Genomic DNA, 23,275 nt, shown 5'->3' with positions numbered 1-23,275 from the left:
AGTGACCGCCCTGCGTCGCGCAGCCGGCCACGCGTGACCGCCTCAGCGAAAGTGCGTGGCGCCCACGTCGACGGCGGCAGGCTGCATGAAGTACTCGTGCAGGTATTTTTCGCCCTCGTCGCAGAACACGGTGACCACCGTCTTCAGCTTCGGGAAGTTCTGCCGGATGCGCTTGGCGGCGAGCAGGTGCGCGCCGGAGCTCGGTCCGCAGAACAGCCCGTAGCTGCGCGCCAGCCGCTTCATCTCGCTTACGGCATCGGTGCTGGACACGTTCAGCACCTCGTTCACCAGCCCCGCGTGGCGCTGGAAGATGCCCGGCACGAAGCCGTCGGAAATGCCTTCGATGGTGTGCGCGGCAATCTCGCCGCACAGGATCGTGCACGACTCGGACGGCTCCATCGCGAACAGCCGCACATTCGGGTTGACCTCGCGGAATGCCTGGCCCACGCCGATCAGCGTGCCGCCGGTGCCGACGCCCAGCACCAGCGCATCGGGCACGCGGCCCGGCGGCAGCTGGGCCAGGATTTCCGGGCCGAGGATCAGCCGGTTCTCCTCCACGTTCCATTCCGACTCGAACTGGCTGGGGCAGAAGTAGCCGGCCTGCTGGCCAAGCCGCTGCGCGCGCACCAGCGCCTCGTTGACATGGAAATTGCCGCAGAACAGCACGTCCGCGCCGTAGGCCCGCGAGATCGCCACGCGCTCGCTGGACAGGCCCTCGGGCATCACCACCAGCATGCGGTAGCCCTTCACCGCCGCCACCATCGACAGCGCGTTGCCGGTGTTGCCGCTGGTCGCCTCCACGATGGTGTCGCCGGGCTTGAGCAAACCTTCCCGCTCCGCCCGCTCGATCATGTACTTGGCGATACGCGCCTTGATCGAGCCGGAAGGGTTGAGGAACTCGATCTTCGCGTAGACGCCCTCGATCTCCAGCAACGGGGTGTCGCCGACCGCGTCGAGGATGCTGTCCGATACTGTGGTGAAGCGCGTGGCCATCTCAGGCGGCCTCGTGCGCGTGACGCATCGTGTCCAGCGCCAGCGCGGAATGGGCGTAGGCGCCGCCCGCGCGCATCTCGGCGGCGACCCAGATCGCCTCCATGATCTGCTGCTCGCTGGCGCCCTGCTTCAAGGCGCCGGCGGTATGTCCCTTGATGCAGTACGGGCACTGGGTGACGTGCGCCACCGCCACCGCGATCAGCTGCTTGGTGACCGCCGGCAGCGCGCCGTCGGCGAACACCGCGGCGCTGAACGCCTTGAACGCATCCAGCGGCGCAGGCGCCAGTTCGCGGCGCTTGCGCGCCAGTTCCGCCGTCGCCGGCGGGTATATCGTCGTGTCCATGCCATCCTCCTTGGATGAAGCCGGGTGGAAATTCAATGCTGCGCCGACACCGTGCCCTGCACCCAGCTCGGCGGGTCGCTGGCCGGGAAACTCTGGGCGAGCTCGTCGTCGACGCGCTGCTCCTGCGCCAGCACGGACTCGCCGGCCGGTGCAACGAAAAGCTTGCGGCCCGGCGCCAGCACGGCGCCGGCGGCGTCGGGCCCGGTCAGCGAGCGGCGAAGGGAACGTCGTACGAAGAAACGGAACATGGCGGTACCTCCTGATGTCGATGGACATCGAAGTGATGGACCGGCCCGGCGCGCCGCGGGTCACAGCCCCAGATTGTTGTGCTCCAGCACGCGTTCGGCGCGATAACTCGAACGAACCAGCGGTCCTGCGACCGCCTCCAGAAAACCCTTGCCGAGCGCCAGCTTGCGATAATCGCGGAACTCGTCCGGCGTGACGAAGCGCTCCACCGGCAGGTGGTGCGGGCTGGGCCGCATGTACTGGCCCAGGGTGACCACGTCCACGTGGGCGGCGCGCATGTCGTCCAGCGCCTGCTCGACCTCGGCGTCGGTTTCGCCCAGGCCCAGCATCAGGCTGGTCTTGGTGAGCGTCTTGGGCGCGTGGCGCTTGGCGAACGCCAGCACGCCCAGGGTCTGCTCGTAGCCTGCGCGCGGATCGCGCACCGGATGGGTGAGGCGGCGCACGGTTTCCAGGTTTTGCGCGTAGGTGGCCAGGCCGGCGTCGAGCACTGTGGCGACGCTGGCATGGTTGCCGGCGAAATCGGGCGTGAGCGCCTCCACCGCGGTATCGGGCGAGCGCAGGTGGATGGCCTTCACGCAGGCGGCGTAGTGGGCGGCACCGCCGTCCGCCAGGTCGTCGCGATCCACCGAGGTGAGCACCACGTACTTCAGCCCCATCAGCGCCACCGCATCGGCCACCTTGGCCGGTTCCAGCGGGTCGAGCCAGCCGTTCGGGTTGCCGGTGGAGACCGAGCAGAACTTGCACGCGCGCGTGCACACCGAGCCCATCAGCATCAGCGTGGCGGTGCCGCGGCCCCAGCACTCGGCGATGTTGGGGCACTTGGATTCGGCGCACACGGTGTTGAGCTGATGCGTGCGCACGATGTCGGCCACTTCCTCGTAACGCGCGCCGCTGGGCAGCTTCACGCGCAGCCACGGCGGCTTGCGGCTGACGTCGGGCTCATGGCTGTGCGCATTGGGCTTCTGGCCGCCCTTGACCGCGCGGATGCCCTGCGCACTGACGTACTTGCTGCCATCGGGGATGGAGTGACTGCTGGACATGAACGGTCGCGGCTGGCTGGACTGCAGCCAGTGTCCCGCTCCACGCAGCCGCCTGCCCTGATGCACATCAAGGCAGCCGGGCCGGCCCCGTGCACGGGGCGCCGCTCAACTGCGTTTGGGCGGCACCAGCTTCAGCCGCATCGGTACCGACGGCTGGCTCGGGCACAGCAGGCGCTGCACTTCCTCGGGCCGCAACGGGTAGGAGTACAGATAGCCCTGCCCCTCGATGCAACCGCTGCGCAGCAGGAACTCATGCTGCGCCTCGGTCTCGATGCCCTCGGCGATCGTGATCAGACCAAGGCTTTTCGCCATCGCCAGCATCGCCACGGTGATCGCCGCGTCGTTGCCGTCGCCCGGCAGGCCGGTGACGAAGGAGCGGTCGATCTTCAGGCAGGTCACCGCCGGCAGTTTCAGGTAGGCCATCGAGGAATAACCGGTGCCGAAATCGTCGATCGCCACCGCGATGCCGAGCGTATGCAGGGTCTGCATGGTGCGCTCGATGTCGTCGCCCAGCCGCAGCATTGCGCTCTCGGTGATCTCCAGCAGCAATCGTCCGGGTACCAGCCGCCGCGACTGCAGGTTGCGGCTGACCCCGTCGACGAAGGCCGGGTGACCGAACCAGCGCGCCGAGATGTTCACCGCCACGCGGATCGGCGGCACGCCGGCCAAGTCCCAGGCCTGGATCTGGGCGCAGGTGGTCTGCATCACCCACTCGTCGATGCGGCGGATCAGGCCCAGGCTTTCGGCCACCGGGATGAACTCGGCCGGCAGCACCTCGCCGCGTTCCGGATGCTGCCAGCGCAGCAACGCCTCCACCGCCACGATGCGGCCGCTGCGCAGCTCGACGCTGGGCTGGAACACCAGATGGAATTCGTTGCGCGCCAGCGCCTGGCGCAACTCGGCCGCCAGCTGCAGGCGCCGGCGGGTATCGGCGTGCATCATCGGCGTGTAGAAGCGGAACGCATTGCGCTCCTCGGTCTTTGCCGCGTACATCGCCGCGTCGGCGTTCGCGATCAACGCCAGCGCGTTGTCGCCGTCCAGCGGATAACCGGCCACGCCGATGCTGGCGCTCAGCACGATCTCGTAATCGTCCACCAGCAGCGGCTCGGACAGGCTGGCCAGCAGGCGGTTGACGACCGCCCGCGCGTCCTCGCGCAGGATCAGCCGCGGGATCAGCACGGTGAACTCGTCGCCGCCGATGCGCCCGGCCACGTCGCCCTCGGACAGTTGCCGGCGGATGCGTTCGGCAACCTTGACCAGCAGGCGGTCGCCGATCGCATGGCTGTAGCTGTCGTTGACGATCTTGAACGCATCCAGGTCGATGAACAGCACTACCACCGCCAGCCGCTCGCGTTCGGCCACCGCAATCGCCTCGGCACAATGCCGCTCGAACTCCGCCCGGTTGGCCAGGCCGGTCAGCGGGTCGTGCTGCGCCAGGTACTCCAGGCGGTGCTGGTTCGCCTTCGCCTCGTGGATGTCGGTGAGCACGGCGACGTAGTAGACCACCTGGCCGTCGGCATCGCGGATCGTGCTGAGGCTGAGGTGCTCGGGATAGCTGCTGCCGTCGCTGCGCAGACTCACGACCTCGCCCATCCAGTTGTGGCCGGCGGCCACGCTGTCCCAGATCGACCGCGGCAGCGGCTGGCCGCCGGGCAGGCGACGGGTGTCGTCGAGGCGCTTGCCCTGCAGCGCCTGGCTGGTGAAGCCGGTCAGCTCGGCATGCGCCGCATTGGTCGAGATCACCTGCCGCCCAGCATCGGCGATGATCACGCCTTCGGCGATGCTGGCCAGCGCCTCGGCGGCGATCCGGCGCTCGCGCTCCATCGCCACCCGTTCGGAAATGTCGCGGATGATCGCCTGGCGCACCGGCTGGCTGCCCCAGTTGACCAGGCTGGTCTGCGTCTCCACCGGGCGGGTTCGGCCCTTGGCTCCCAGCAACACGTTGGCGGCGGCCCGCCCGGTCTGCTGCCCCGCCATGGACTGCATGAACAGGTGCACGAAGCGGTCGCCGACCAGCTCGCCCGCGCTGCGCCCGGTCCACGCCGAAGCGGTGCGGTTGACGTCCAGGATCCGCCCGCTGGCCTCGTCGACCATCACGATCGCATCGGCGGCGCTGTCGAACAGCAGGCGGTAGCGCTCCTCGCTGCCGCGGATGCTGGCCAGCGTGCGGCGCGCCATGTCCAGCCACAGCAGAACGGCAACGCAGGCGGCACTCAGCACGCCAATGAACAGCATATGCCCCATCCACGTCGTGCCACGGGCGATTTCGAGCGAAAACCGGTTGGCCTTCGGCTCGATCGAATCATTCAGGGCATGAATGCGGCCACGCTGGACGGCTGCCTGTTCAGCCGAAGAGGCTCCGGCGGCATGCGTGTGTTCCAGCTCCTTGGCTATCGAGGCCAGCTGGGCAATCTCCGCGTCGCTGGAGCGCCACGCTGCCAGTGCGTCACGCAAATAAGGTGCTCCGGAGAAGTGCTCCAGCACGAAAATCATGCCGGGCTTCGCCGTCGGCATGACGTTGCCATGGACAAAGGCCCTGTCCACCACTTCCCGGTCGAAATTTCCCGACGCGATCTCGTCGCGCGCCAACCGATCCGAATCGAGGATAGAGTAGTTTTGCCAGAACCCGGCGAGATCGGCGGGGCTGCCGGTGACTGCATAGGCATCCAGGGCGATCACCGCCTGCTTCTGGGCCTTGGACCAGACACTCTCGCTGTTGAGAAATCCAGCGAGAGTGACCTGGGTCTGCAGGGCAAACCATGTCAGCCCGAGGATCGTGGCCAACATCACCACCAGCGCGTAGGCCAGCGGCAACATGCGTCGGGACAAAGGCTGCTGCAACATGGGGGACACCTTGCGCATGCGCAAGTTATCTCATGCCTGACCCGTCAATGGAACGCCCTGCCCGTTGTCTCGACAGCCGTCAGGCAGCCGCTTCCTTCATCCATGTGGACGGCCGATGCGTCTGCATGCAGAGGTCGCCGACGATGCGCATGCTTGTATAGCTTCTGCGGACGCACTCACCCAGATGAGCCACTTCGTCAGCCTTGGGCGTCATGCCCAGCAATGTGCAGACAATTTCCAGTGCCTCCCAGGGGTGGATGTCGTCGTAGGCCGCGTGCAGCTGGAGCCAACGCAGGCTGCCCGTCCTGATCCCGGGGGGGAAGCTCTCGGCATAAGCGGTGCTCTCATAGATGGGCCGCGACCACTCGCCGGTGACGCCCTCGATGGCATAGTTGGTGGCGATCATGCCCGCAGCCAGGGTTCCGTTGGCACTGATTTCCTCGCACCAGTTGGCCAGCGTCTGAGTGCCATGCGGGGGCCGCGCGTTCAGCACGTCGTCACGAGGCACACCGGAGCCCTCGGCCCAGGCAAGCCAGTATTCGGCATGATTCTGTTCGACCCGTATGTTGCGCACCAGCCAGCGGCGCGCCACGTCATCGCCAAGACTGCGCCCGTAGCGGGTTTTCAGCAGATTCAGTGCCATGAAGCTCGGGAATCGCTCGATGAACGGCCAGACCCCCACCATGAAATTGGCGGTGGAAGCGTGATCAAGCCGAACCTCCCGCATCATCGCCCACAGCTCGTGATCCAGCACGCTCTGCTTGGTGCTTTCGCAGTCAACCACCATATCTTGCGCCCACTGCGGATAGCTGCTCAGTTCGGTCAGGGGGCCGGTACGCTCAAAACGAGTATGCATGACGGTTTTCCTCGGTCGTCAATGGGTGCTGCAGTCGGCTGCAGCGTCGTTGGCCGGCACGCAAGGCTGAAGCCTCGATACCGGCCGCCACCGGCATCGCGGTGATGCCGGAATTCTGTGGTGCATGACCCCGGTGGCGGCGCCCTCTCGCCTGCGATGCCGGCATCGTGGCCGCCGCCGATGCGGTGCGGGGCCATGGCGACGCTTCACATCCGGCTCCATCCCCCCCGATGGATGGCCAGTGCGGTACAGCCTTCACACGTCATGCACGGAAAGAAGAAAAAGCTTGCCGCGGCCATCTTGGCTGAATCCGTACAAGACACGATCCGGTTCCGACACGGGCGGGCAACCGCGTTCCCGATACCGCCCGATACTCGCCCACACATCGCGGAAGGGGAAGCGCCATGAGCATCGCCGCCCAGCCATTGACCCCGGAAGATCCCGAACTTTCCTCCTGGTGGCTGCGCACGGTGCTGATCGTGATGGTGCTGGGCTTCGCCGGGCTGCTCGCGATCACCGCATTGGCCTACCGCAATGCCCCGCCGATTCCTGCCCGGGTGGTGGATGCGCAGGGCAGTCCGTTGTTCAGCGGCGACGACATCCGCGACGGCCAGGCGGTGTTCCTGAAATACGGTCTGATGGACAACGGCAGCATATGGGGCCACGGCGCCTACCTGGGGCCGGACTATTCGGCTGCCGCGCTGCACCGGATCGGCGAAGACACCGCCGCGGCGATCGCGCAGCAGCAGCACCAGCAGCCCTTGGTCGCATTGACGCCCGGACAGCAAGCGGCCGTGCGCGCGGAAACCGCGGTCGAGCTGAAGACCAACCGCTACGACGCCGTCAGCGACACCCTGCAGCTGACCGCTGCGGAAGCGGCGGCATACCGCCAGCAGCTGCCGTACTGGACCGACTACTTCCTGCACCCGGAGGGCAACGGCGGGCTGAAAGCCGGGTTGATCACCGACCCGGCCGAGCTGCACCAGTTCACCGCCTTCGTGACCTGGGCCGCCTGGGCTTCGGTGGCGAACCGCCCCGGCGAGAACTACTCGTACACCAACAACTTCCCGTACGACCCCGCCGTCGGCAACATCCCGGTGCCGGACGCGCTGCTGTGGAGCGCGCTGAGCCTGATCGTGCTGCTGGCCGGCATCGCCGTGGTGCTGCTGATGTTCGGCAAGTTCGACTACCTCGGCTGGATCAGCCGCGGCCAGCACATCCATCCGCACCTGCTGCCGGGCGTGGCCAGTCCCGGCCAGCGCGCGCTGGTGAAGTTCTTCGTGGTGGTGGCGCTGCTGTTCCTGGCGCAGACCCTGGTCGGCGGCGCAGTGGCGCACTACCGCGCCGATCCGGGCAGCTTCTACGGCTTCCAGCTCGAAACGATCTTCCCCAGCAACCTGATGCGTACCTGGCACCTGCAGACGGCGATCTTCTGGATCGCCACCGCCTACGTCGCTGCCGCGCTGTTCCTGGGCCGCACGCTGCGCAGCGACGAACCGCGCTGGTTCGCCCCCTGGGTGCACCTGCTGTTCGGTGCGTTCGTGGTGGTGATCGGCGGCAGCCTGCTCGGCGAATGGCTGGGGATTTCGCAGATGCTCGGCAAGTGGTGGTTCTGGCTGGGCAACCAGGGCTGGGAGTTCCTCGAACTTGGCCGGATCTGGCAGCTGCTGCTGGTGGTCGGCCTGTTGGTGTGGTTTGCGTTGCTGTGGCTGCTGGTGCGCCCGCGCTCGCTGGCCAACCCGGAGTCGAAGCCACTGGTGAAGATGTTCCTGTTCGCCGCGGTGGCGATCCCGGTGTTCTACATCCCCGCGCTGTTCTTCGGCGCAAAGACGAACTACACGGTGGTCGATACCTGGCGCTTCTGGATCATCCACCTGTGGGTCGAGGGCTTCTTCGAGTTCTTCGCCACCACGGTGGTGGCGCTGACCTTCTACCAGCTGGGGCTGACCCGCCGCAACGTGGCGCTGCGGGTGATCTATCTGGACGGCATCCTGTACTTCCTCGGCGGCCTGATCGGCACCGGCCACCACTGGTATTTCACCGGCCAGACCAGCGTCAACATGGCGATGTCGGCGATGATCTCGGTGCTGGAGGTGGTGCCGCTGACCCTGCTCACGCTGGACGCGTGGGATTTCGTGCGCACCACCCGCGGCCATTGCGACGTCTGCGGCAAGTCGGTGGCGGTGCCGCACCGCTGGACGTTCTACTTCCTGATCGCAGTGGGCGTGTGGAACTTCGTCGGCGCCGGCATCTTCGGCTTCCTGATCAACCTGCCGATCGTCAGCTACTACGAAGTCGGCACCCAGCTCACGCCGAACCACGGCCACGCCGCGATGATGGGCGTGTTCGGCATGCTGGCGCTGGCACTGATGGTGTTCGTGCTGCGCCAGACCAGCAGCGACGAGCGCTGGGCCGGCATGGAGAAATACGTGCGGACCGGCTTCTGGGGCACCAACATCGGCCTGGCCATGATGGTGGTGTTCAGCCTGTTCCCCAGCGGCGTGCTGCAGGTGTGGGACGTGATCCAGCACGGCTACTGGCACGCCCGCGCGCTCGACTACATCGCCAGCCCGCGCTCGCACCTGATCGAATGGATGCGCCTGCCCGGCGACCTGGTGTTCATCATCTTCGGCGCGATCCCGCTGACCATCGCCGCAGTCAAGGGCTGGCTGGGCGTGCGCGCGACGCCGCCATCCGACTGACCCGGCACTGGCGACCCCGGCGCGGCGCGCCTCGCCGCACCCGGCCTCAGCCCGACGCCACCCGGGTGAAGCCGTCCGCGCTCCATGCCTCGCTACCGACGCCGTGGTGCACGAAGAACAGCCCGGTCGGGTCGTAGCTGCGCTTCACCGCAGCCAGCCGCGGGTAGTTCGCGCCCCAGAACGCGTGCTGCCAGTCGCGCTCGAAGTAGTCGCTCTCCGACACGTACGAACCCGCGTCGGGTGCCGCCTGCCGCAGGGCGGCGATCGCCCGGCCCATGGCGGCGGCGCGCTCGCGGGCACGCGCCAGATCCGGTTTCGGGCCGGGCATGCCGGGAAAAGCCGGCGGGCCGTCGCCGGCGATGATCGCCAGCGCGAACGCATCCAGCACCTGCGGATTCGTCGCGGTGTTCCGCGCCGCGGCCAGCTCGGCCTTCGGCGCACCGGCCAGGCCCTTGTTGAAATGCAGGCCCACGCCCCAGTGGCGCGTGCAGGCGAACAGCGCATCGGCCAGCCGCGCCTGCTGTTTCTTCCGCAGCAGCGACGCCGGCAGCCATGCCGACTTGTAGCCATGGATGAACCAGCCTACCTGGCCCTGATCGCCCGCCCACAGCACATGGTTGCGCGGCGCACCGGGGCGGTCGTCGTCGACCTGGACGCCGGGCGCGTGCTGCCGGAAGAACTCGGCATCCCACATGTACCTGGCCGGCAGCGCGCGCGCCTGGATCGGTTTGACCAGCTCGTATTCCTTGCGCGCGCGAACCCAGTCGAGCAGCGGCGCCCAGGCCTGCTCCGCCTGCGCCTGGCTCAGGCCCTGGAACACCATGTCGACCCGCACGGTGTTGTCCGAGCCGAAGCCGATCTGCTCGCCCCAGTGCGGGTTGAACAGGCTGCTTTGGTAGAAGCCGATCACCCGTGCGATCAGGGCGCGGTACGCCGCATCCGACACGGCCTTGATCGAACCGGACACGCCGCCGAAGAACTCCGGCAGTTCGCGCGTGCGCAAGGTCAGTCGGGTGACCACCCCCAGGCTGCCGCCACCGCCGCCCTTGATCGCCCAGAACAGGTCCGGGTGGGTGCAGGCGTTGGCGATGCGCACTTGGCCGTCGGCAGTAACGACCTCCGCCTCCAGCAGGCCCGCCGCGGCCATGCCGTAATTCTTCGAGAAGCTGCCGAAGCCGCCGCTCTGCACCAGCCCGGCCACGCCCACCGTGGTGCAGCCGCCGCCCTGCACGTAGCGGCCGCCGCGGGTGGTCACCGCGTCGTAGGCGTCGATCCACATCGCGCCGGCGCCTATCGACACCGCCGGCTGTGGTGCCTGCACGCCAGCGCAGCCGTGTGCCGTGAAGGCGTCGTGCAAGCTGACCTCGTTCATGTGCCGCGTCCACACCAGCAACGAATCCGGCGCGTCGGAGGTGCCCTGGTAACTGTGCCCACCGCCCTTCACCACCAGGCGCAGGTGATGCTCGCGCGCGAAATTCACCGCCGCGACCACGTCCGCCGTGCCTTCTGCGGCCACCGCGTACGCGCTCGGCTGCGAGGTCCACGCATCGACCCAGCCGCTGGTCTGGGTCAGCGCCGGCTGGTCGCCCAGGTAGAACGGGTTGTCCAGGTGCTTCAGCGCTTCGTCGCAAGCGGCGCCGGCCGAGGTCGGGCCGCAGCCGGCAAACGGCGACTCCAGCTTGAGCAGGCGCCCGCCCACGTCGTGCTTCAGCCGGCCCCAGTCGGCAGCGGAAGGCCAGTCCGGCTCGCCGGGGCGCACCCGCGAACGCAAGCGCGCAGGCAGCGGGTCAGCCGCCTGCGCCATCGCCGGGATACCGGAAAGAAGGCCCGGCAGGAGGGGAATCGCCAGTGCGGCCTTCAGCAGGTCTCTTCGTTTCATCGCACCGTCCTTCAGGGGGATCGCCGTGGAAGTCGCCACGATGCGACGCAAACGTTCCGCGCGCCAGCCGCCAGTGACGAACCGCACCGCACCGGTGACCGGTGGCAGCCAGCCGGGGCGGGCCGTGCCGGCATGGTTCGCAGGCATGCCCGCTCAGTCGTGGTGCTCGCGCAATTGCGGCGGTGTCCCGGCGCGCTCCAATCCCCCTCGTTCCAGCCAGCGGCTGGTCTGGGTCCTGGCACGGGCGATCAAGCCGGCCGCCGCGGAATAGTCGTACGGCGAGACACCCAGCGGACACAGGCTCGGCACGATGCGCAGTTCCACCGCACTGCCGGCAAAATGATCGGCGTCGTAGACCAGCTGGCGTGCCACCAGCAGGCTGAGCGCATGCATCGCGCGCGCGATCGCGCCCGAGGGTGCCCGCTCGAGCGCGCAGGCAAACCCGGTGGGCAGCACGATCACCCGCGTGGCGCCCAGGCCGACCGCCACCGAGATCGGCGTGTTGTTGGCCACTCCCCCATCGACCAGCCAGCGCCCGTCGATCCACACCGGCGGGTACACCCCCGGAATCGCGGCACTGGCCAGCACGGCGTCGACGACCGGGCCGGCAGACAGCAGTGCCTCCCGCCCGCTCAGCATGTCCGACGCCACCAGGTGAACCGGCAGGGCCGCATCCTCCAGTTGCCGATAAGGCAGGTGGCGCTCAAGCAGACGCCGCAGCCCCGACGAATCTACCAGATGGTCGCGCCGGCGCAGCAGGCCGAACACGCTGCCCAGGTTGAACGGGAACACCTCGCGCCGCTTCAGCGCGCACCAGATCCGTTCCAGTTCGCGCGCGCCGGCGCGGCTCGGGTCGCCGGCGAAGTACGCGGCGTTGATCGCACCGGCCGAGGCGCCGACCAGGAACGCCGGCGCCTCGCCCCACTCGAGCAGCGCCTGCAGCATGCCCACCTCGACCGCGCCGAGGCTGCCGCCGCCGGCCAGCACGAAGGCGGTGCGCTGCTGCGCACCGCCGACGACCGGAATTGCCTCTGCCATCCGAGCCACCTGCCTGCGCCGAGATGGCGGCGCACCCGGTCATCTGATGCACGCCGCAGCCGCGGGTTCCTCGCGCCGGATGGCGGCATGCGGCGACACCGCCGCCGAGGATCGAACAGGCCTGTCCGGTTGCCCCGGCAGGCCGTGACCCTCAGCCGGCCCGCTCGCTCGGCACCAGCACCATCCACGACACGCCGTAGCGGTCCGCAAGCATGCCGAAGCTGGAGGCGAAGAAGGTCGACATCAGCGGCTGCTGCACCTGGCCGCCGTCGGCGAGCGCATCGAACAGGCGCCTCGCCTGGGCATCGTCATCGGCGGTGAGCGCCAGCGAGAAGCCGTCGAACGTCGGCGTGCCGCCGCTGTAGCCGTCCGAGACCAGCACCTGGCTGGCGCCGATCTGCAGGCAGGCGTGCATCACCTTGTCCGCCGGCAACTGCGTGCCGTCGGGGCACTGGGCGGAGCCTTCAGGGCCGTCGGCGTAGCGCATCAGCATGACCACCTCGGCACCGATCGCCTGGCGGTAGAACGCGATGGCCTCTTCGCAATGGCCGTCGAAGAACAGGTAGGGCTGGATTTGCATGGGGGCATCCTCGTCGTGGTCTGGGCACGCCGAGCCGACACATCGGCTCGGAGGGACGACGAATGGCCCGGGCGCCAATCGACAGCGCTCACAGCCTGTGAAGAAAACCGCTTCCTGCGGATTTCTTCGATCGCGAGTCCGGTACAGGCCCGGACTCGCTCAAGCGAATCAGGCACTGGCGTGCCCGATCCGCACCCGGCCATCGGGCAACCGCTTCTGCGTTGCCTCGACTCGGGCATCCATGCCCTCGCCCTGGCCGCACTTCGAGGTTGAAAAATTCGCCACCTCTCAGCGCATGCTGCCGCTGTCCAGGTAACGCTGGTGCCAGGACAACGCCTCGTTCAGCAGGTGCGGCGTGTGCTTGCCGTAGCTGTCACGGCAGGCGCGGTCGAAGTAGTCCTGCAGCATCGGCCGGTAGTCCGGGTGTGCGCACCGCGCGATCACCGCCCGCGCGCGCTGCTTCGGCGACAGCCCGCGCAAGTCGGCCAGGCCCTGCTCGGTGACCACCAGGCCCACGTCATGCTCGGTGTGGTCGACGTGGCTGACCATCGGCACGAGCGCGGAGATCGCTCCATCCTTGGCCGTGCTCGGGCTCATGAAGCAGGACAGGAAACCGTTGCGGGCGAAATCGCCGGAACCGCCGATGCCGTTGATGATGCGGCTGCCCGCAACGTGGGTGGAATTGACGTTGCCGTAGATGTCGGCCTCGACCATGCCGTTCATCGCGATGCAGCCGAGCCGGCGCACCAGTTCGGCGTGGTTGGACATCTCCTGCGGCCGCAGCACGATGTGCTGGCGGTAGAAGTCGATGCGGCGCACGAACTCTTCCACGCCCTCGGGGCTCAGCGACAGCGAGGTGGCCGAGGCCATCTCGATGGTGCCGTCGCCGATCAGTTCCAGCATGCCGTCCTGGATCACCTCGGTGAACGCGGTCAGCCCGCGGAAGCCGCCCTCGCGCAGGCCGCCCAGTACCGCATTGGCGATGTTGCCCACACCGGATTGCAGCGGCAGCAGCTGGTCGCCCAGCCGCCCCGCGGCGATCTCGTGGCGGAAGAACTCCACCAGGTGTCCGGCGATGTGCCGCGACGCCTCGTCCGGCGGCGCGAAGCGGCCCAGCCGGTCGGGCGCATCGCTTTCCACCACCGCGATCACCTTGTCCAGGTCGCAGCGCAGGTACGGCTCGCCGATGCGGTCGCCCGGCTGCAGCAGCGGGATCGGCTTGCGATGCGGCGGCAGCGCGGTGCCGTAGTAGATGTCGTGCATGCCGTCGAGCCCTTCGGGCTGGCGCCGGTTCACCTCCAGGATCACCTTGTCGGCCAGGTCCAGCCATGTCTTGTTGTTGCCCACCGAGGTGGACGGCAGCAGCCGGCCATCCGGCAGGATGCCGGCGACCTCGATCAGCGCCACGTCGATCTTGCCGAGGAAACCGCACCACGCGTACTGCGCCACCTGGCCCAGGTGGATGTCCATGTACTCGATCTGGCCGGCATTGATGCGCGCGCGCAGCTCGGGGTCGGACTGGTAAGGCAGGCGGAAGTCGATGCCGCCCACGCGCGCCAGCGCACCGTCCAGCTCCGGTGCGGTGGAGGCCCCGGTGAGGATGCGCAGCGCGAACTTGTCGCCGCGCTCGTGCGCCGCGGCGATGCGTGCGGCCAGCGCCAGCGGCACGGCCTTGGGGTAGCCGGCGCCGGTGAAGCCGCTCATGCCCACGGTCATGCCCGGCAGGATCAGCCCGGCCGCCTGCTCCGCCGACATGCGGCGTGCGGCCAGGCCGGCATGTGCAATACGTGTCGTCATGGTTGTCCAACTCGGTAAAGGAACCCGGACCCGCCGCAGCTGCGCGCACTGCCGTGTGCCGCGGCCAGATCCGGGAACCATTCTGGGCGTGCCGGCGCGGCCCGCCAAGGCGACCTTCGGCGCATGCGTCAAATCACCGCCACCCTTCGCCCTTTTGCAAGTAGGGTGCAGTAATGGTCAACTCCACGCCACACGGTGGCACCGACAAGCCGCAGGGGAGATGACAGACCGATGCGCATGCACACAGCGAACGAATCGCGCCCTCGGGCGCCCTGGCGACGTCTGCCACGCCCGCTGCTGGCCGTGGCGCTGCTTGCGTACGGGCTGGTTGCCGGCGCGCAGGCTGCGCCGCCTACCGGGCAGGTGCGCTGGCAGCGCCAGGCGCAGGCCGTCACGATCACCCGCGACGACTGGGGCATCGCCCATGTGCACGGCCGCACCGACGCCGACGCGGTGTTCGGCATGGCCTACGCCCAGGCCGAGGACGACTTCAACCGGGTCGAAACGAACTACCTCAACTCACTGGGCCGGCTGGCCGAGGCCGAGGGCGAATCGGCGATCTGGAGCGACCTGCGCCAGCAGCTGTTCATTGACCCGGTCGAACTCAAGGCGCTGTACGCGAAGAGCCCGGCCTGGCTGCAGGCACTGATGAACGGCTGGGCCGACGGGCTCAACTACTACCTCGCCACGCATCCGGACGTGCATCCGCGCGTGATCAAACATTTCGAACCGTGGATGGCGCTCAGCTTCAGCGAGGGCAGCATCGGCGGCGACATCGAGCGCGTCTCGCTGGAGCAGCTCGCCGCCTTCTACGGCACGGACGGCAAGCAGCTCGCCGGTGTGACCACGCCGTCCAGTTGGGTCGAGCCGACCGGCTCCAACGGCTTCGCGATCGCGCCGAAGCTGACCGCCGACGGCCACGCGCTGCTCTGGATCAACCCGCACACCTCGTTCTTCTTCCGCTCCGAACTGCAGATGAGCAGCGACCAAGGGCTGGACGCCTACGGCGCGGTGACCTGGGGCCAGTTCTTCGTCTACCAGGGCTTCAACCACCATATCGGCTGGATGCACACCTCCACCGGCGCCGACGTGGTCGACGAATTCGCCGAAACCATCGTGCACCAGGGCGGCAAGCTGTTCTACCGCTACGGCAAGGAGTTGCGGCCGGTCACCACGCGCACGATCCGCGTGGCGTATCGCGCGAAGGACGGCGCGATGGCCACGCGCAACTTCGACGCCCACTTCACCCACCACGGCCCGATCGTGCGCGCGGCCGACGGCAAGTGGATCGCCACCGCACTGATGAACAAGCCGCTGGAAGCGCTGGAGCAGAGCTGGCTGCGCACCAAGGCCAGCGACTACGCCAGCTACCTGAAAGTGGCCGAGCTCAAGGCCAACTCGTCCAACAACACCATCTTTGCCGACGACAAGGGCGAGATCGCGTACATGCACCCGCAGTTCATCCCGAAACGCGACAACCGCTTCGACTACACCCAACCGGTCGACGGCAGCGATCCGGCCACTGACTGGCAGGGCCTGCACGCGCTCGACGAGGCGCCGCACCTGCTCAACCCGCCGAACGGCTGGATCATGAACACCAACAACTGGCCGTACTCCGCTGCCGGCGCGTTCAGCCCGAAGCAGGCGGACTACCCGCGCTACATGGACACCTTCGGTGAGAACCCGCGCGGCATCCACGCCACCCGCGTGCTGGACCGCGTGCGCGATTTCAGCAAGGCCTCGCTGATCAGCGCCGCGTTCGACTCGTACCTGCCCGCGTTCTCGCGACTGGTGCCGGTGCTGGTGCACGACTACGACATGCTGCCCGACAACGATCCGCTGAAGCCGCGCCTGGCCGGCCAGATCGCCCTGCTGCGCAGCTGGGACTACCGCTGGGGCATCGCCTCGATGCCGACCACACTGGCGGTGTTCTGGGGCGACATGCTGTGGGACAAGGTGCACGCCGCAGCCGAAGCCGAGCACCAGTCGGTGTACGACTACATGGCCGGTGACGCCGGTGCGAAAGCGCGCCTGGGCACGCTGGCCGAAGCGTCCGACCGGCTGGAAAAGGATTTCGGCAGCTGGGGCGTGCCGTGGGGCGAGATCAACCGCTTCCAGCGCAACGATGGTGCCATCGAGCAGACCTTCGACGACGCCAAGCCGAGCATTCCGGTGCCGTTCGTGTCGTCACGCTGGGGCTCGCTGGCCTCGTTCGGCGCGCACCGCTGGCCGGGCACGAAGAAGTACTACGGCACCAGCGGCAACAGCTTCGTGGCGGTGGTCGAATTCGGTCCGAAGGTCAGCGCCCGCGCGATCACCGCCGGCGGCGAGAGCGGCCACCCGGGTTCGAAGCACTTCAACGACGAGGCCGAGCGCTACACCACCGGCAACCTGCGCACGGTGTACTTCTGGCCGGAGCAGCTCAAGGGGCATACCGAGCGGGTCTACCACCCGGGCGAATGAGCCGCCGCGCTACGCGGCGGTGCCGAACAGCATGCCCACGCCGGTGGTGATCGCCATCGCCAGCGCACCCCAGAAGGTGATGCGCATGGCGCCGACGCCCATCTTCGCGCCGCCAGCCCACGCCGCCACCGCGCCGAGCACGGCGAGGAACACCAGCGAGGTGGCGAACACCAGCCACAGCAGGCTCGCCGCCGGCGTCAGCGCCACCACCAGCAGCGGCAGCGCGGAACCCACCGCAAAGCTCAGCGCCGAGGCGCCGGCGGCCTGCAGCGGCCGCGCCTTCAGCACCTCGGTGATGCCCAGCTCGTCGCGGGCGTGCGCATCGAGCGCATCGTGCGCCATCAGCTGCTCGGCCACCTGCCGGGCCAGCTGCGGGTCGAGCCCGCGGCCGACGTAGATCGCCGCCAGTTCGCGGTGCTCGGCTTCCGACTGGGTCTGCAGCTCCAGGTGCTCGCGCGCGAGTTCGGCGCGCTCGCTGTCGGCCTGCGAATGCACCGACACGTACTCGCCGGCAGCCATCGACATCGCGCCGGCGACCAGCCCGGCGACGCCGGCGACCAGGATGTTCTGCCCGCTGGCATGCGCCGCCGCCACGCCCAGCACCAGGCTGGCGGTCGAGACGATGCCGTCGTTCGCGCCCAGCACGGCGGCGCGCAGCCAGCCGATGCGGTCGGTACGGTGGCGTTCGTGATGGTGTCGGGGCATGCCGGTAATCTCGCGGGTCGGGTGGCGCATTGTGCGCAGGTTGGCCGGCGGCCGTGCAAACGCTTCTCGTCCCGCCGGGGCCGGCAACGGCGTAACTAAGCCCGCGCCTTCGCGCCGCCCTTCAGCAGGCCCAGCTGCAACAGGCTCTCGGCGGTGGCGACGACGGCCTCCTGCGGCAAGCGCGGCGACCAGCCCAGCACGCGGCGGGCCTTGGCACTGCTGGCGTTCTTGGGCATGCCCAGCTCGGGCAGGATCTGCCTGACCGCCGGGTCGCGCAGCGCCGCCAGGCGCACCAGCCAGTTGGGCAGTTGCCGCGTGGGCACCTTGCGCGCCGACGCGCCCAGTTGCTGGCGCAACGTCGTGGCGATCTCGCGAATCCACAGGAAGTCGCCGGCAACGGTGAGAAAGCGCTCGCCGGCCGCGGCCGGGTCGGTCATCGCGCGCAGGTGCAGGTCGGCCACGTCGCGCACGTCGACCACGCCGAAACACAGCTGCGGGCAGCCGGGCATGGCGCCATCCATCAGCCGCTGCACCAGCAGGATCGAGGTGGAATAGTCCGGCCCCAGCACCGGCCCGAACACGCCCACCGGATTGACCACCGCCAGCTCCAGCGCGCCGCCTTCGCGCGCGATGAAATCCCACGCGGCGCGCTCGGCCAGCGTCTTGGACTTGACGTAGGGCAACACGCCCTCGCCGTCGAGGTCGGTCCAGCGGGTCTCGTCGAAAGGCGCCGGCTGCGGTGCATGGCCATAGCCGACCGCCGCGAACGAGGAGGTCAACACTACGCGCCGCACGCCCGCGTCGCGCGCGGCACGCAGCACGCGCAGCGCGCCCTCGCGCGCGGGCACGATCAGTTCGTCCTCGTGTTTCGGAAGGTCCGGCGGGAACGGCGAGGCCACGTGCAGCACGTAGTCGCAGCCGGCCACCGCTGCCGGCCAGCCGGCATCGCGCTCCAGATCGGCCTCGACGAAGGACAGCCGCTCGCCCGGCTCGGCGCCGCCCTGCCTGAGCAGGGCGCGCACCACGCCTTCGCGCCCGCGGCTGCGCACGCTGGTGCGCACGCGATGCCCCGCGGCCAGCAGTTGCAGGATGCAGTGGCTGCCGATGAAACCCGACCCGCCGGTGACCAGTACCGTGCCCATGACGATCCTCCCGATGTGTCTGCTTGCCGCGCCGGACCGCGTGTTCAGCCGCGGCCGGGAATCTGCAGCCCGCGCTGCACCGCCGGTCGTGCCAAGCCGCGTTCGAGCCAGCCGCCGACGTGGGTGAAGCGGTCGTAGTCGACCAGCTCGCGCGCCTCGTATAACGTGATCAGGTTGTTCACCCAGCCCAGCGTGGCGATGTCGGCGATGGTGTAGTCCTCGCCCATCAGCCAGCGGCGGCCGGCGAGCCGCCCGTCGAGCACGCCGAGCAGGCGCTTCGATTCGTTGACGTAGCGCTGCAGCGGGCGCTTGTCCTCGTAGGCCTTGCCGGCGAACTTGTTGAAGAAACCGACCTGGCCGAACATCGGGCCGATCGACGCCATCTGGAAAAACAACCACTGGATCGTCTCCCAGCGCCGCGCCGGGTCGGCCGGGATGAACTGCCCGCTCTTGTCCGCCAGGTACAGCAGGATCGCGCCCGACTCGAACAACGCCAGCGGTGCGCCGCCGGGACCGTGCGGGTCGATGATCGCGGGAATCTTGCCGTTCGGGTTGAGCGCGAGGAACTCCGGCGTGTGACTCTCGTCCCGCATGATGTCGACCAGGTGCGGCTCGTACGGCAGGCCGGTCTCCTCCAGCATGATCGACGCCTTCACGCCGTTCGGCGTGTTCAGCGAATACAGCTGGATGCGTTCGGGATGCGCCGCTGGCCAGCGCGTGGTGATGGGGAAGTCGGACAAACGGGTCACGCGGCACTCCTGCGGCGGGGGGAACGGCGCAAGGTAAGGCGTTCCCGCATCCGGTTCAACACGGCGCAGGACGCATCCCGCTCCGCGCCGGCGCTTTCACCAGCTTGCCTTCAACGCGCGCTCGATCTCCTCCAGCGGTGCGCGGAACAGCGACTTGTTCAACTCCTCCACCATCCGCCGGGCGGTTTCCTCGTGCAGCAGCGGGCGCATCTGCCCCAGCGTCTGCGGATCGGCCGCCAGCACCAGATGGGAGAATTCGTTCTTCAGCGCGGCGGCGTTGAGACGGCGCGCCAGCTGCTTGGCGAAGGTGGCGGCATCGGTCTCGGCGGTGCTTCGCTCCGGCGGCTGACGCCCGGCCGGGCCTTCGCTGGCCAGGTCCTTCGGCTCCACCAGCTTCATCTGTTCGAGCGATACGTTGAGGCCCTTGCCGACGTTGCGCAGGAGCCGCGCGCCGCTGCCATCGGCCACCACGACCCAGGCACCAGTGGGAATCTTTTTCATCGGGATCTCCTCGGGCTGGCCGGCGCGGTGGGCGATGGTGCGCGACGTTGCCAAGGCTAGTGCGCGGGAGGTGATGCCGATGGGAACGGGGCGCCGCTCAGCCGGCATCAGCCGCACGACGCCACGCGCACCTGCGCCGGGCTGCGCGGCGGCGACGGCACACGCCGGGAGGCCGGCCAGCAGCGCGACGGCCAGCCAGGCAGCCAGGCAACGGCTCACGCCGGCACCCCGCGCAGCGACCAGAAGCCGATGTCGCGCCGGTGGACATAGCCCATCCGCTGGTACAGCGACTTCGCACGCGGGTTCTGATGGCTCACGTGCAGGAACGGCAGGCGGCCGCGCTCGAGATTGTCGTTCGACAACAATGCCAGCAGGCGGCGCGCGTAGCCGCGGGCGCCGAAGTCGGGGTGTGTGCACACCGCGCTGATCTCCTGCTGCGCCTCCATGCCCAGCCGTTCGCCGATCATCGCCGCCAGCCGGCCGTCCTGGTAGATGCCGAAGTAGCGGCCCAGCTCCATCGTGCGCGGGCGGAAGTAATGCGGATACACCAGCGCGGTCAGCGCCAGCACGTCGGCGCGATGCGCCTGGGTCAGCTCGATCACCGGCGGCCCGTCGATCACCGCGATCGGCGCCGGGCAGATCATCTGCGCCAGCGGGGCGAACGCCTCGATCAGCCACCCCACCGGCGGCTTCGGCGCCACGCCGAGCAGGTAGACCGATTCGCCCGGCTCGACCAACGACGCCAGCGCTTCGGTCACGCTCGCCTCCGCGCTGGCCACGCCGAGAAACGGGGCAAATGCGGCGGGATAACGCGCCACGTCGCCGTGGCGCAGCGCGATGGCCCGGTGCCGGCTGCACAACGACGCCCAGAAAGGATTGTCCAGCTCCGAATCGATCATGTCGCCATGCTTCCGCTAGCGCAGGCCCACCGTGCCGTTCGCCGCCTTCACCAGTCTGGCCGGGTCGTAGCCCACGCCGTCCTTGAACACCAGCGCGACGTGCTCGACGTCCTTGATGTTTGTTGCCGGGTTGCCGTCGAGCAGCACCAGGTCGGCGGCCTTGCCCACTTCGATCGAGCCGATGCGCTGGTCCTCGCCCATGAAGCGCGCGCCGTTGAGGGTGGCGATCCGGATCGCCTGCAGCGGCGTGAAGCCGGCTTCCACCAGCAGTTCCACTTCGCGCTGGTCGCCGTAGCCGGCGATCACGCCGCCATAGCCGGTGGGGTCCAGGCCGGCCAGCAGGGTGCCGCCCTGCTGCACGAACGCGCGCTCGAAGTCCTGCTCCAGCTTGAACACCTTCGGCCACGGCGAATCGTGCATGCCGGCGACGCGCTCGCGGCTGGCCAGGTACTCCACCCGCGTTTCCGGCAGCATTGCGTCCAGCACGCGCGGGCCCACCGGCGCGCGGCCGGGCACGAAGGTCTCGAACACCGGCAGGGTCGAGGTGACCGCCACGCGCTTCGACACCAGGGTCCTGATCAATTGCCGGATGCGCGGATCGTCCACGCTCATCGTCGCCAGCTGGGCCACCGCGAGCTTGGTGTCCGGGCAGACGTCAGGCTGCTTGCCCGCCATGAATTCGGTGTCCACCGGCAAGCCGTGCTCCAGGTCGTCGATGCCAAGCCCGGCCGCCTCGGTGAAACCGATCGCGCACAAGTGGCCGGTCACCTGGATGTGCTTCGCATGCGCCGCCGCGATCGCCGCGGACAGCTCGGCGCGGGTGATGTGCATGTACGCCTTGAACGAGGTGGCGCCCTCGCCGATCCAGTAGTTGACCGTGTCGGTGGCGTCGACCGCATCCGTCAGCTCGTGCATCTGCGGCGTGAAGCTGCCCTTGCCCTCCAGGTACGGCCCGGTGGTGTGCATCTTCGGCCCGGGGATCTGTCCGGCGTCGATCGCCTTCTTCAGCTCCAGGTCGGTATACGGCTCGGTGCTGCCGGTGGTGCGGATGCTGGTGACGCCGCCAGCCAGGTACAGCTTGGGAAAGCTCGACGCCTGCTCGGGGTAGATCGCCTCCTTCGCCTCCGGGTTCACCTTCGGCGCCGGATAGAACATGTGGTCGTGCATGCCGACCAGGCCGGGGATCAGCGTGTGCCCGCTGGCGTCGATCACGGTCGCGTCCTTCGGCAGCTTCACGTGCCTGCCGGCCGCCGCGATGAGGCCGTCGCGCAGCAGCACCGTCTGGTTCTCCCGCGCCGGCGTGCCGGTGCCGTCGATCACCCGCACGTGAGTGATCGCGATCAGCGGCTGCGCGTATTTCACGTACTGCAGCGTCCGCGCCGACAGCTGTGGCGCCTGCGCCCAGGCGGACGAAACGGCGCACAGCCCGGCCAGCGCGGCGGCCAGCAGGGCATTCCGACGGGGGTGTGGCGGCGCCAGGACGGGCGCGGGGCGGCGGGCTTGCACGGGCATGATCGGATTCCCCAGTGGCAGGGCGGGCAGCGGCCCGCGAGCGCGCCAAGTTACTCCGATGAAATCCGCGATGTAACAATGGCGCGACGTCGTTCGGTCTACTCGTGTTCTGTTTTCCGGCCCACCGCGCCCCCATATCCAGCCGATGACTCCGTTGCAGCGATTCCTCGAAGCCCATCCGCGCCTGTTCGTGCTGACCGGCGCCGGCTGCAGCACCGACTCGGGCATTCCCGACTACCGCGACCGCGACGGCCAGTGGAAGCGTCCGCCGCCGGTGAACTACGGCGCGTTCATGCACGAGCCGGCCACACGCCGGCGCTACTGGGCACGCAGCATGGTCGGCTGGCGGCGCTTCGGCAGCGCGCAACCGAACGCCGCCCACCGCGCCTTGTCCGGGCTGGAGCGACGCGGCCAGGTCGAGTTGCTGGTGACGCAGAACGTGGACCGCCTGCACCAGCGCGCCGGCAGCGAACGGGTGCTCGACCTGCACGGTCGCCTCGACCAGGTGCGCTGCATGAGCTGCGACTGGCGAGGCGCCCGCCACGCGTTCCAGCAGGCGCTGGTCGAGCGCAATCCAACGTGGACCCGGCTCGACGCCGTCGACGCGCCGGACGGCGACGCCGAGCTGGACGGCCTCGACTTTGCGTCGTTCGAGGTGCCGCCCTGCCCGCGCTGCGGCGGCATCGTGAAACCCGACGTGGTGTTCTTCGGCGAGGCGGTGCCGCGCGAGCGCGTGGAGACCGCCACGCGCGCCTGGCAGGCCGCCGATGCGGTGCTGGTGGTGGGTTCCTCGCTGATGGTGTATTCCGGCTACCGCTTCGTGGCGGCTGCGGCGCAGGCCGGCAAGCCGGTGGCCGCGGTGACGCTGGGGCGTACCCGCGCCGACGCGCTGCTGACCTTGAAGGTCGACGCGCCCTGCCAGGAAGCGCTGGCGTTCCTGCGCGCGGACGAGCCGGCGGCCAGCGTGCCGCTGCCCTAGCGCGGCG

General features: G+C 68.8%; 19 protein-coding genes. 3 read left to right on the top strand and 16 right to left on the bottom strand.

The genetic code is table 11. From position 1 onward, the window contains the following. Window positions 1–42: 42 nt before the first annotated feature. From RHOOR87_RS0104155 to RHOOR87_RS0104130, 6 genes are all read right to left on the bottom strand, one after another. On the bottom strand, window positions 43–993 hold the full coding sequence (locus RHOOR87_RS0104155) for a cysteine synthase family protein (RefSeq protein ID WP_027484335.1): 951 nt from the start codon (window positions 991–993) through the stop codon (window positions 43–45). Window position 994: 1 nt separating this feature from the next. Further along, on the bottom strand, window positions 995–1,336 hold the full coding sequence (locus tag RHOOR87_RS0104150) for a carboxymuconolactone decarboxylase family protein (RefSeq protein WP_007511159.1): 342 nt from the start codon (window positions 1,334–1,336) through the stop codon (window positions 995–997). A 32-nt stretch (window positions 1,337–1,368) separates the two neighbouring features. Further along, on the bottom strand, window positions 1,369–1,584 hold the full coding sequence (locus tag RHOOR87_RS0104145; RefSeq protein ID WP_007511158.1) for a hypothetical protein: 216 nt from the start codon (window positions 1,582–1,584) through the stop codon (window positions 1,369–1,371). A 60-nt stretch (window positions 1,585–1,644) separates the two neighbouring features. Further along, a complete protein-coding gene (lipA, locus tag RHOOR87_RS0104140; protein WP_027484334.1) occupies window positions 1,645–2,622 on the bottom strand; it encodes a lipoyl synthase in 978 nt (325 codons plus the stop codon). A 105-nt stretch (window positions 2,623–2,727) separates the two neighbouring features. Next, the gene (locus tag RHOOR87_RS0104135; RefSeq protein ID WP_027484333.1) at window positions 2,728–5,466 is read right to left on the bottom strand and encodes an EAL domain-containing protein; all 2,739 of its coding nucleotides are present in this window, start codon (window positions 5,464–5,466) and stop codon (window positions 2,728–2,730) included. A 79-nt stretch (window positions 5,467–5,545) separates the two neighbouring features. Beyond that, on the bottom strand, window positions 5,546–6,322 hold the full coding sequence (locus tag RHOOR87_RS0104130; RefSeq protein WP_027484332.1) for an iron-containing redox enzyme family protein: 777 nt from the start codon (window positions 6,320–6,322) through the stop codon (window positions 5,546–5,548). Between the two features lie 404 nt (window positions 6,323–6,726). Between RHOOR87_RS0104130 and RHOOR87_RS0104125 the strand changes: the two genes are divergently transcribed. After that, entirely contained in the window at window positions 6,727–9,024 is a 2,298-nt protein-coding gene (locus tag RHOOR87_RS0104125) for a cbb3-type cytochrome c oxidase subunit I (protein WP_027484331.1), read from the top strand. Window positions 9,025–9,070: 46 nt separating this feature from the next. On the opposite strand, the gene RHOOR87_RS0104120 is transcribed toward RHOOR87_RS0104125, so the two are convergent. From RHOOR87_RS0104120 to RHOOR87_RS0104105, 4 genes are all read right to left on the bottom strand, one after another. Beyond that, window positions 9,071–10,903: an FAD-binding oxidoreductase gene (locus RHOOR87_RS0104120; RefSeq protein ID WP_027484330.1), complete on the bottom strand. Its 1,833-nt coding sequence runs from the start codon at window positions 10,901–10,903 to the stop codon at window positions 9,071–9,073. Between the two features lie 153 nt (window positions 10,904–11,056). Further along, complete coding sequence (locus RHOOR87_RS0104115) at window positions 11,057–11,941, bottom strand: patatin-like phospholipase family protein (RefSeq protein ID WP_043795350.1); 885 nt, start codon at window positions 11,939–11,941, stop codon at window positions 11,057–11,059. A gap of 151 nt (window positions 11,942–12,092) precedes the next feature. Further along, the gene (locus tag RHOOR87_RS0104110) at window positions 12,093–12,521 is read right to left on the bottom strand and encodes a VOC family protein (RefSeq protein ID WP_007511151.1); all 429 of its coding nucleotides are present in this window, start codon (window positions 12,519–12,521) and stop codon (window positions 12,093–12,095) included. A 288-nt stretch (window positions 12,522–12,809) separates the two neighbouring features. Beyond that, on the bottom strand, window positions 12,810–14,318 hold the full coding sequence (locus RHOOR87_RS0104105; RefSeq protein ID WP_027484328.1) for an acetyl-CoA hydrolase/transferase family protein: 1,509 nt from the start codon (window positions 14,316–14,318) through the stop codon (window positions 12,810–12,812). A gap of 231 nt (window positions 14,319–14,549) precedes the next feature. Here RHOOR87_RS0104105 and RHOOR87_RS0104100 point away from each other — a divergent pair, with 231 nt between their 5' ends. Then, window positions 14,550–16,781 (top strand): penicillin acylase family protein, encoded by a 2,232-nt coding sequence (locus RHOOR87_RS0104100; protein ID WP_027484327.1) that lies wholly within the window; start codon window positions 14,550–14,552, stop codon window positions 16,779–16,781. Between the two features lie 9 nt (window positions 16,782–16,790). On the opposite strand, the gene RHOOR87_RS0104095 is transcribed toward RHOOR87_RS0104100, so the two are convergent. The 6 genes from RHOOR87_RS0104095 to RHOOR87_RS0104070 form a co-directional block, all read right to left on the bottom strand. After that, window positions 16,791–17,486 carry a VIT family protein gene (locus tag RHOOR87_RS0104095; protein WP_015448025.1) on the bottom strand — a complete coding sequence of 232 codons (696 nt, stop codon included), beginning with the start codon at window positions 17,484–17,486 and terminating at the stop codon, window positions 16,791–16,793. A gap of 95 nt (window positions 17,487–17,581) precedes the next feature. Then, entirely contained in the window at window positions 17,582–18,628 is a 1,047-nt protein-coding gene (locus RHOOR87_RS0104090; RefSeq protein ID WP_027484326.1) for an aldehyde reductase, read from the bottom strand. Window positions 18,629–18,672: 44 nt separating this feature from the next. Continuing rightward, the gene (locus RHOOR87_RS0104085) at window positions 18,673–19,377 is read right to left on the bottom strand and encodes a glutathione S-transferase N-terminal domain-containing protein (RefSeq protein ID WP_027484325.1); all 705 of its coding nucleotides are present in this window, start codon (window positions 19,375–19,377) and stop codon (window positions 18,673–18,675) included. Between the two features lie 96 nt (window positions 19,378–19,473). Continuing rightward, window positions 19,474–20,097, bottom strand: coding sequence for a host attachment family protein (locus RHOOR87_RS20695; protein ID WP_231381720.1), 624 nt, complete (start codon window positions 20,095–20,097; stop codon window positions 19,474–19,476). Beyond that, on the bottom strand, window positions 20,094–20,777 hold the full coding sequence (locus RHOOR87_RS0104075; protein ID WP_027484323.1) for a GNAT family N-acetyltransferase: 684 nt from the start codon (window positions 20,775–20,777) through the stop codon (window positions 20,094–20,096). Before RHOOR87_RS0104075 ends, RHOOR87_RS20695 begins: the two co-directional genes overlap by 4 nt. Before the next feature lie 15 nt (window positions 20,778–20,792). Beyond that, window positions 20,793–22,289 carry an amidohydrolase family protein gene (locus tag RHOOR87_RS0104070; RefSeq protein ID WP_043795349.1) on the bottom strand — a complete coding sequence of 499 codons (1,497 nt, stop codon included), beginning with the start codon at window positions 22,287–22,289 and terminating at the stop codon, window positions 20,793–20,795. A 145-nt stretch (window positions 22,290–22,434) separates the two neighbouring features. Here RHOOR87_RS0104070 and RHOOR87_RS0104065 point away from each other — a divergent pair, with 145 nt between their 5' ends. After that, window positions 22,435–23,268, top strand: a complete 834-nt coding sequence (locus RHOOR87_RS0104065; protein WP_027484321.1) for an NAD-dependent protein deacetylase — start codon at window positions 22,435–22,437, stop codon at window positions 23,266–23,268. The last annotated feature ends 7 nt before the right edge of the window (window positions 23,269–23,275 follow it).

The organism is Rhodanobacter sp. OR87 (assembly GCF_000473345.1).
Taxonomy (GTDB): domain Bacteria; phylum Pseudomonadota; class Gammaproteobacteria; order Xanthomonadales; family Rhodanobacteraceae; genus Rhodanobacter; species Rhodanobacter denitrificans.
This window is presented reverse-complemented; position numbering and strand designations above follow the sequence as displayed.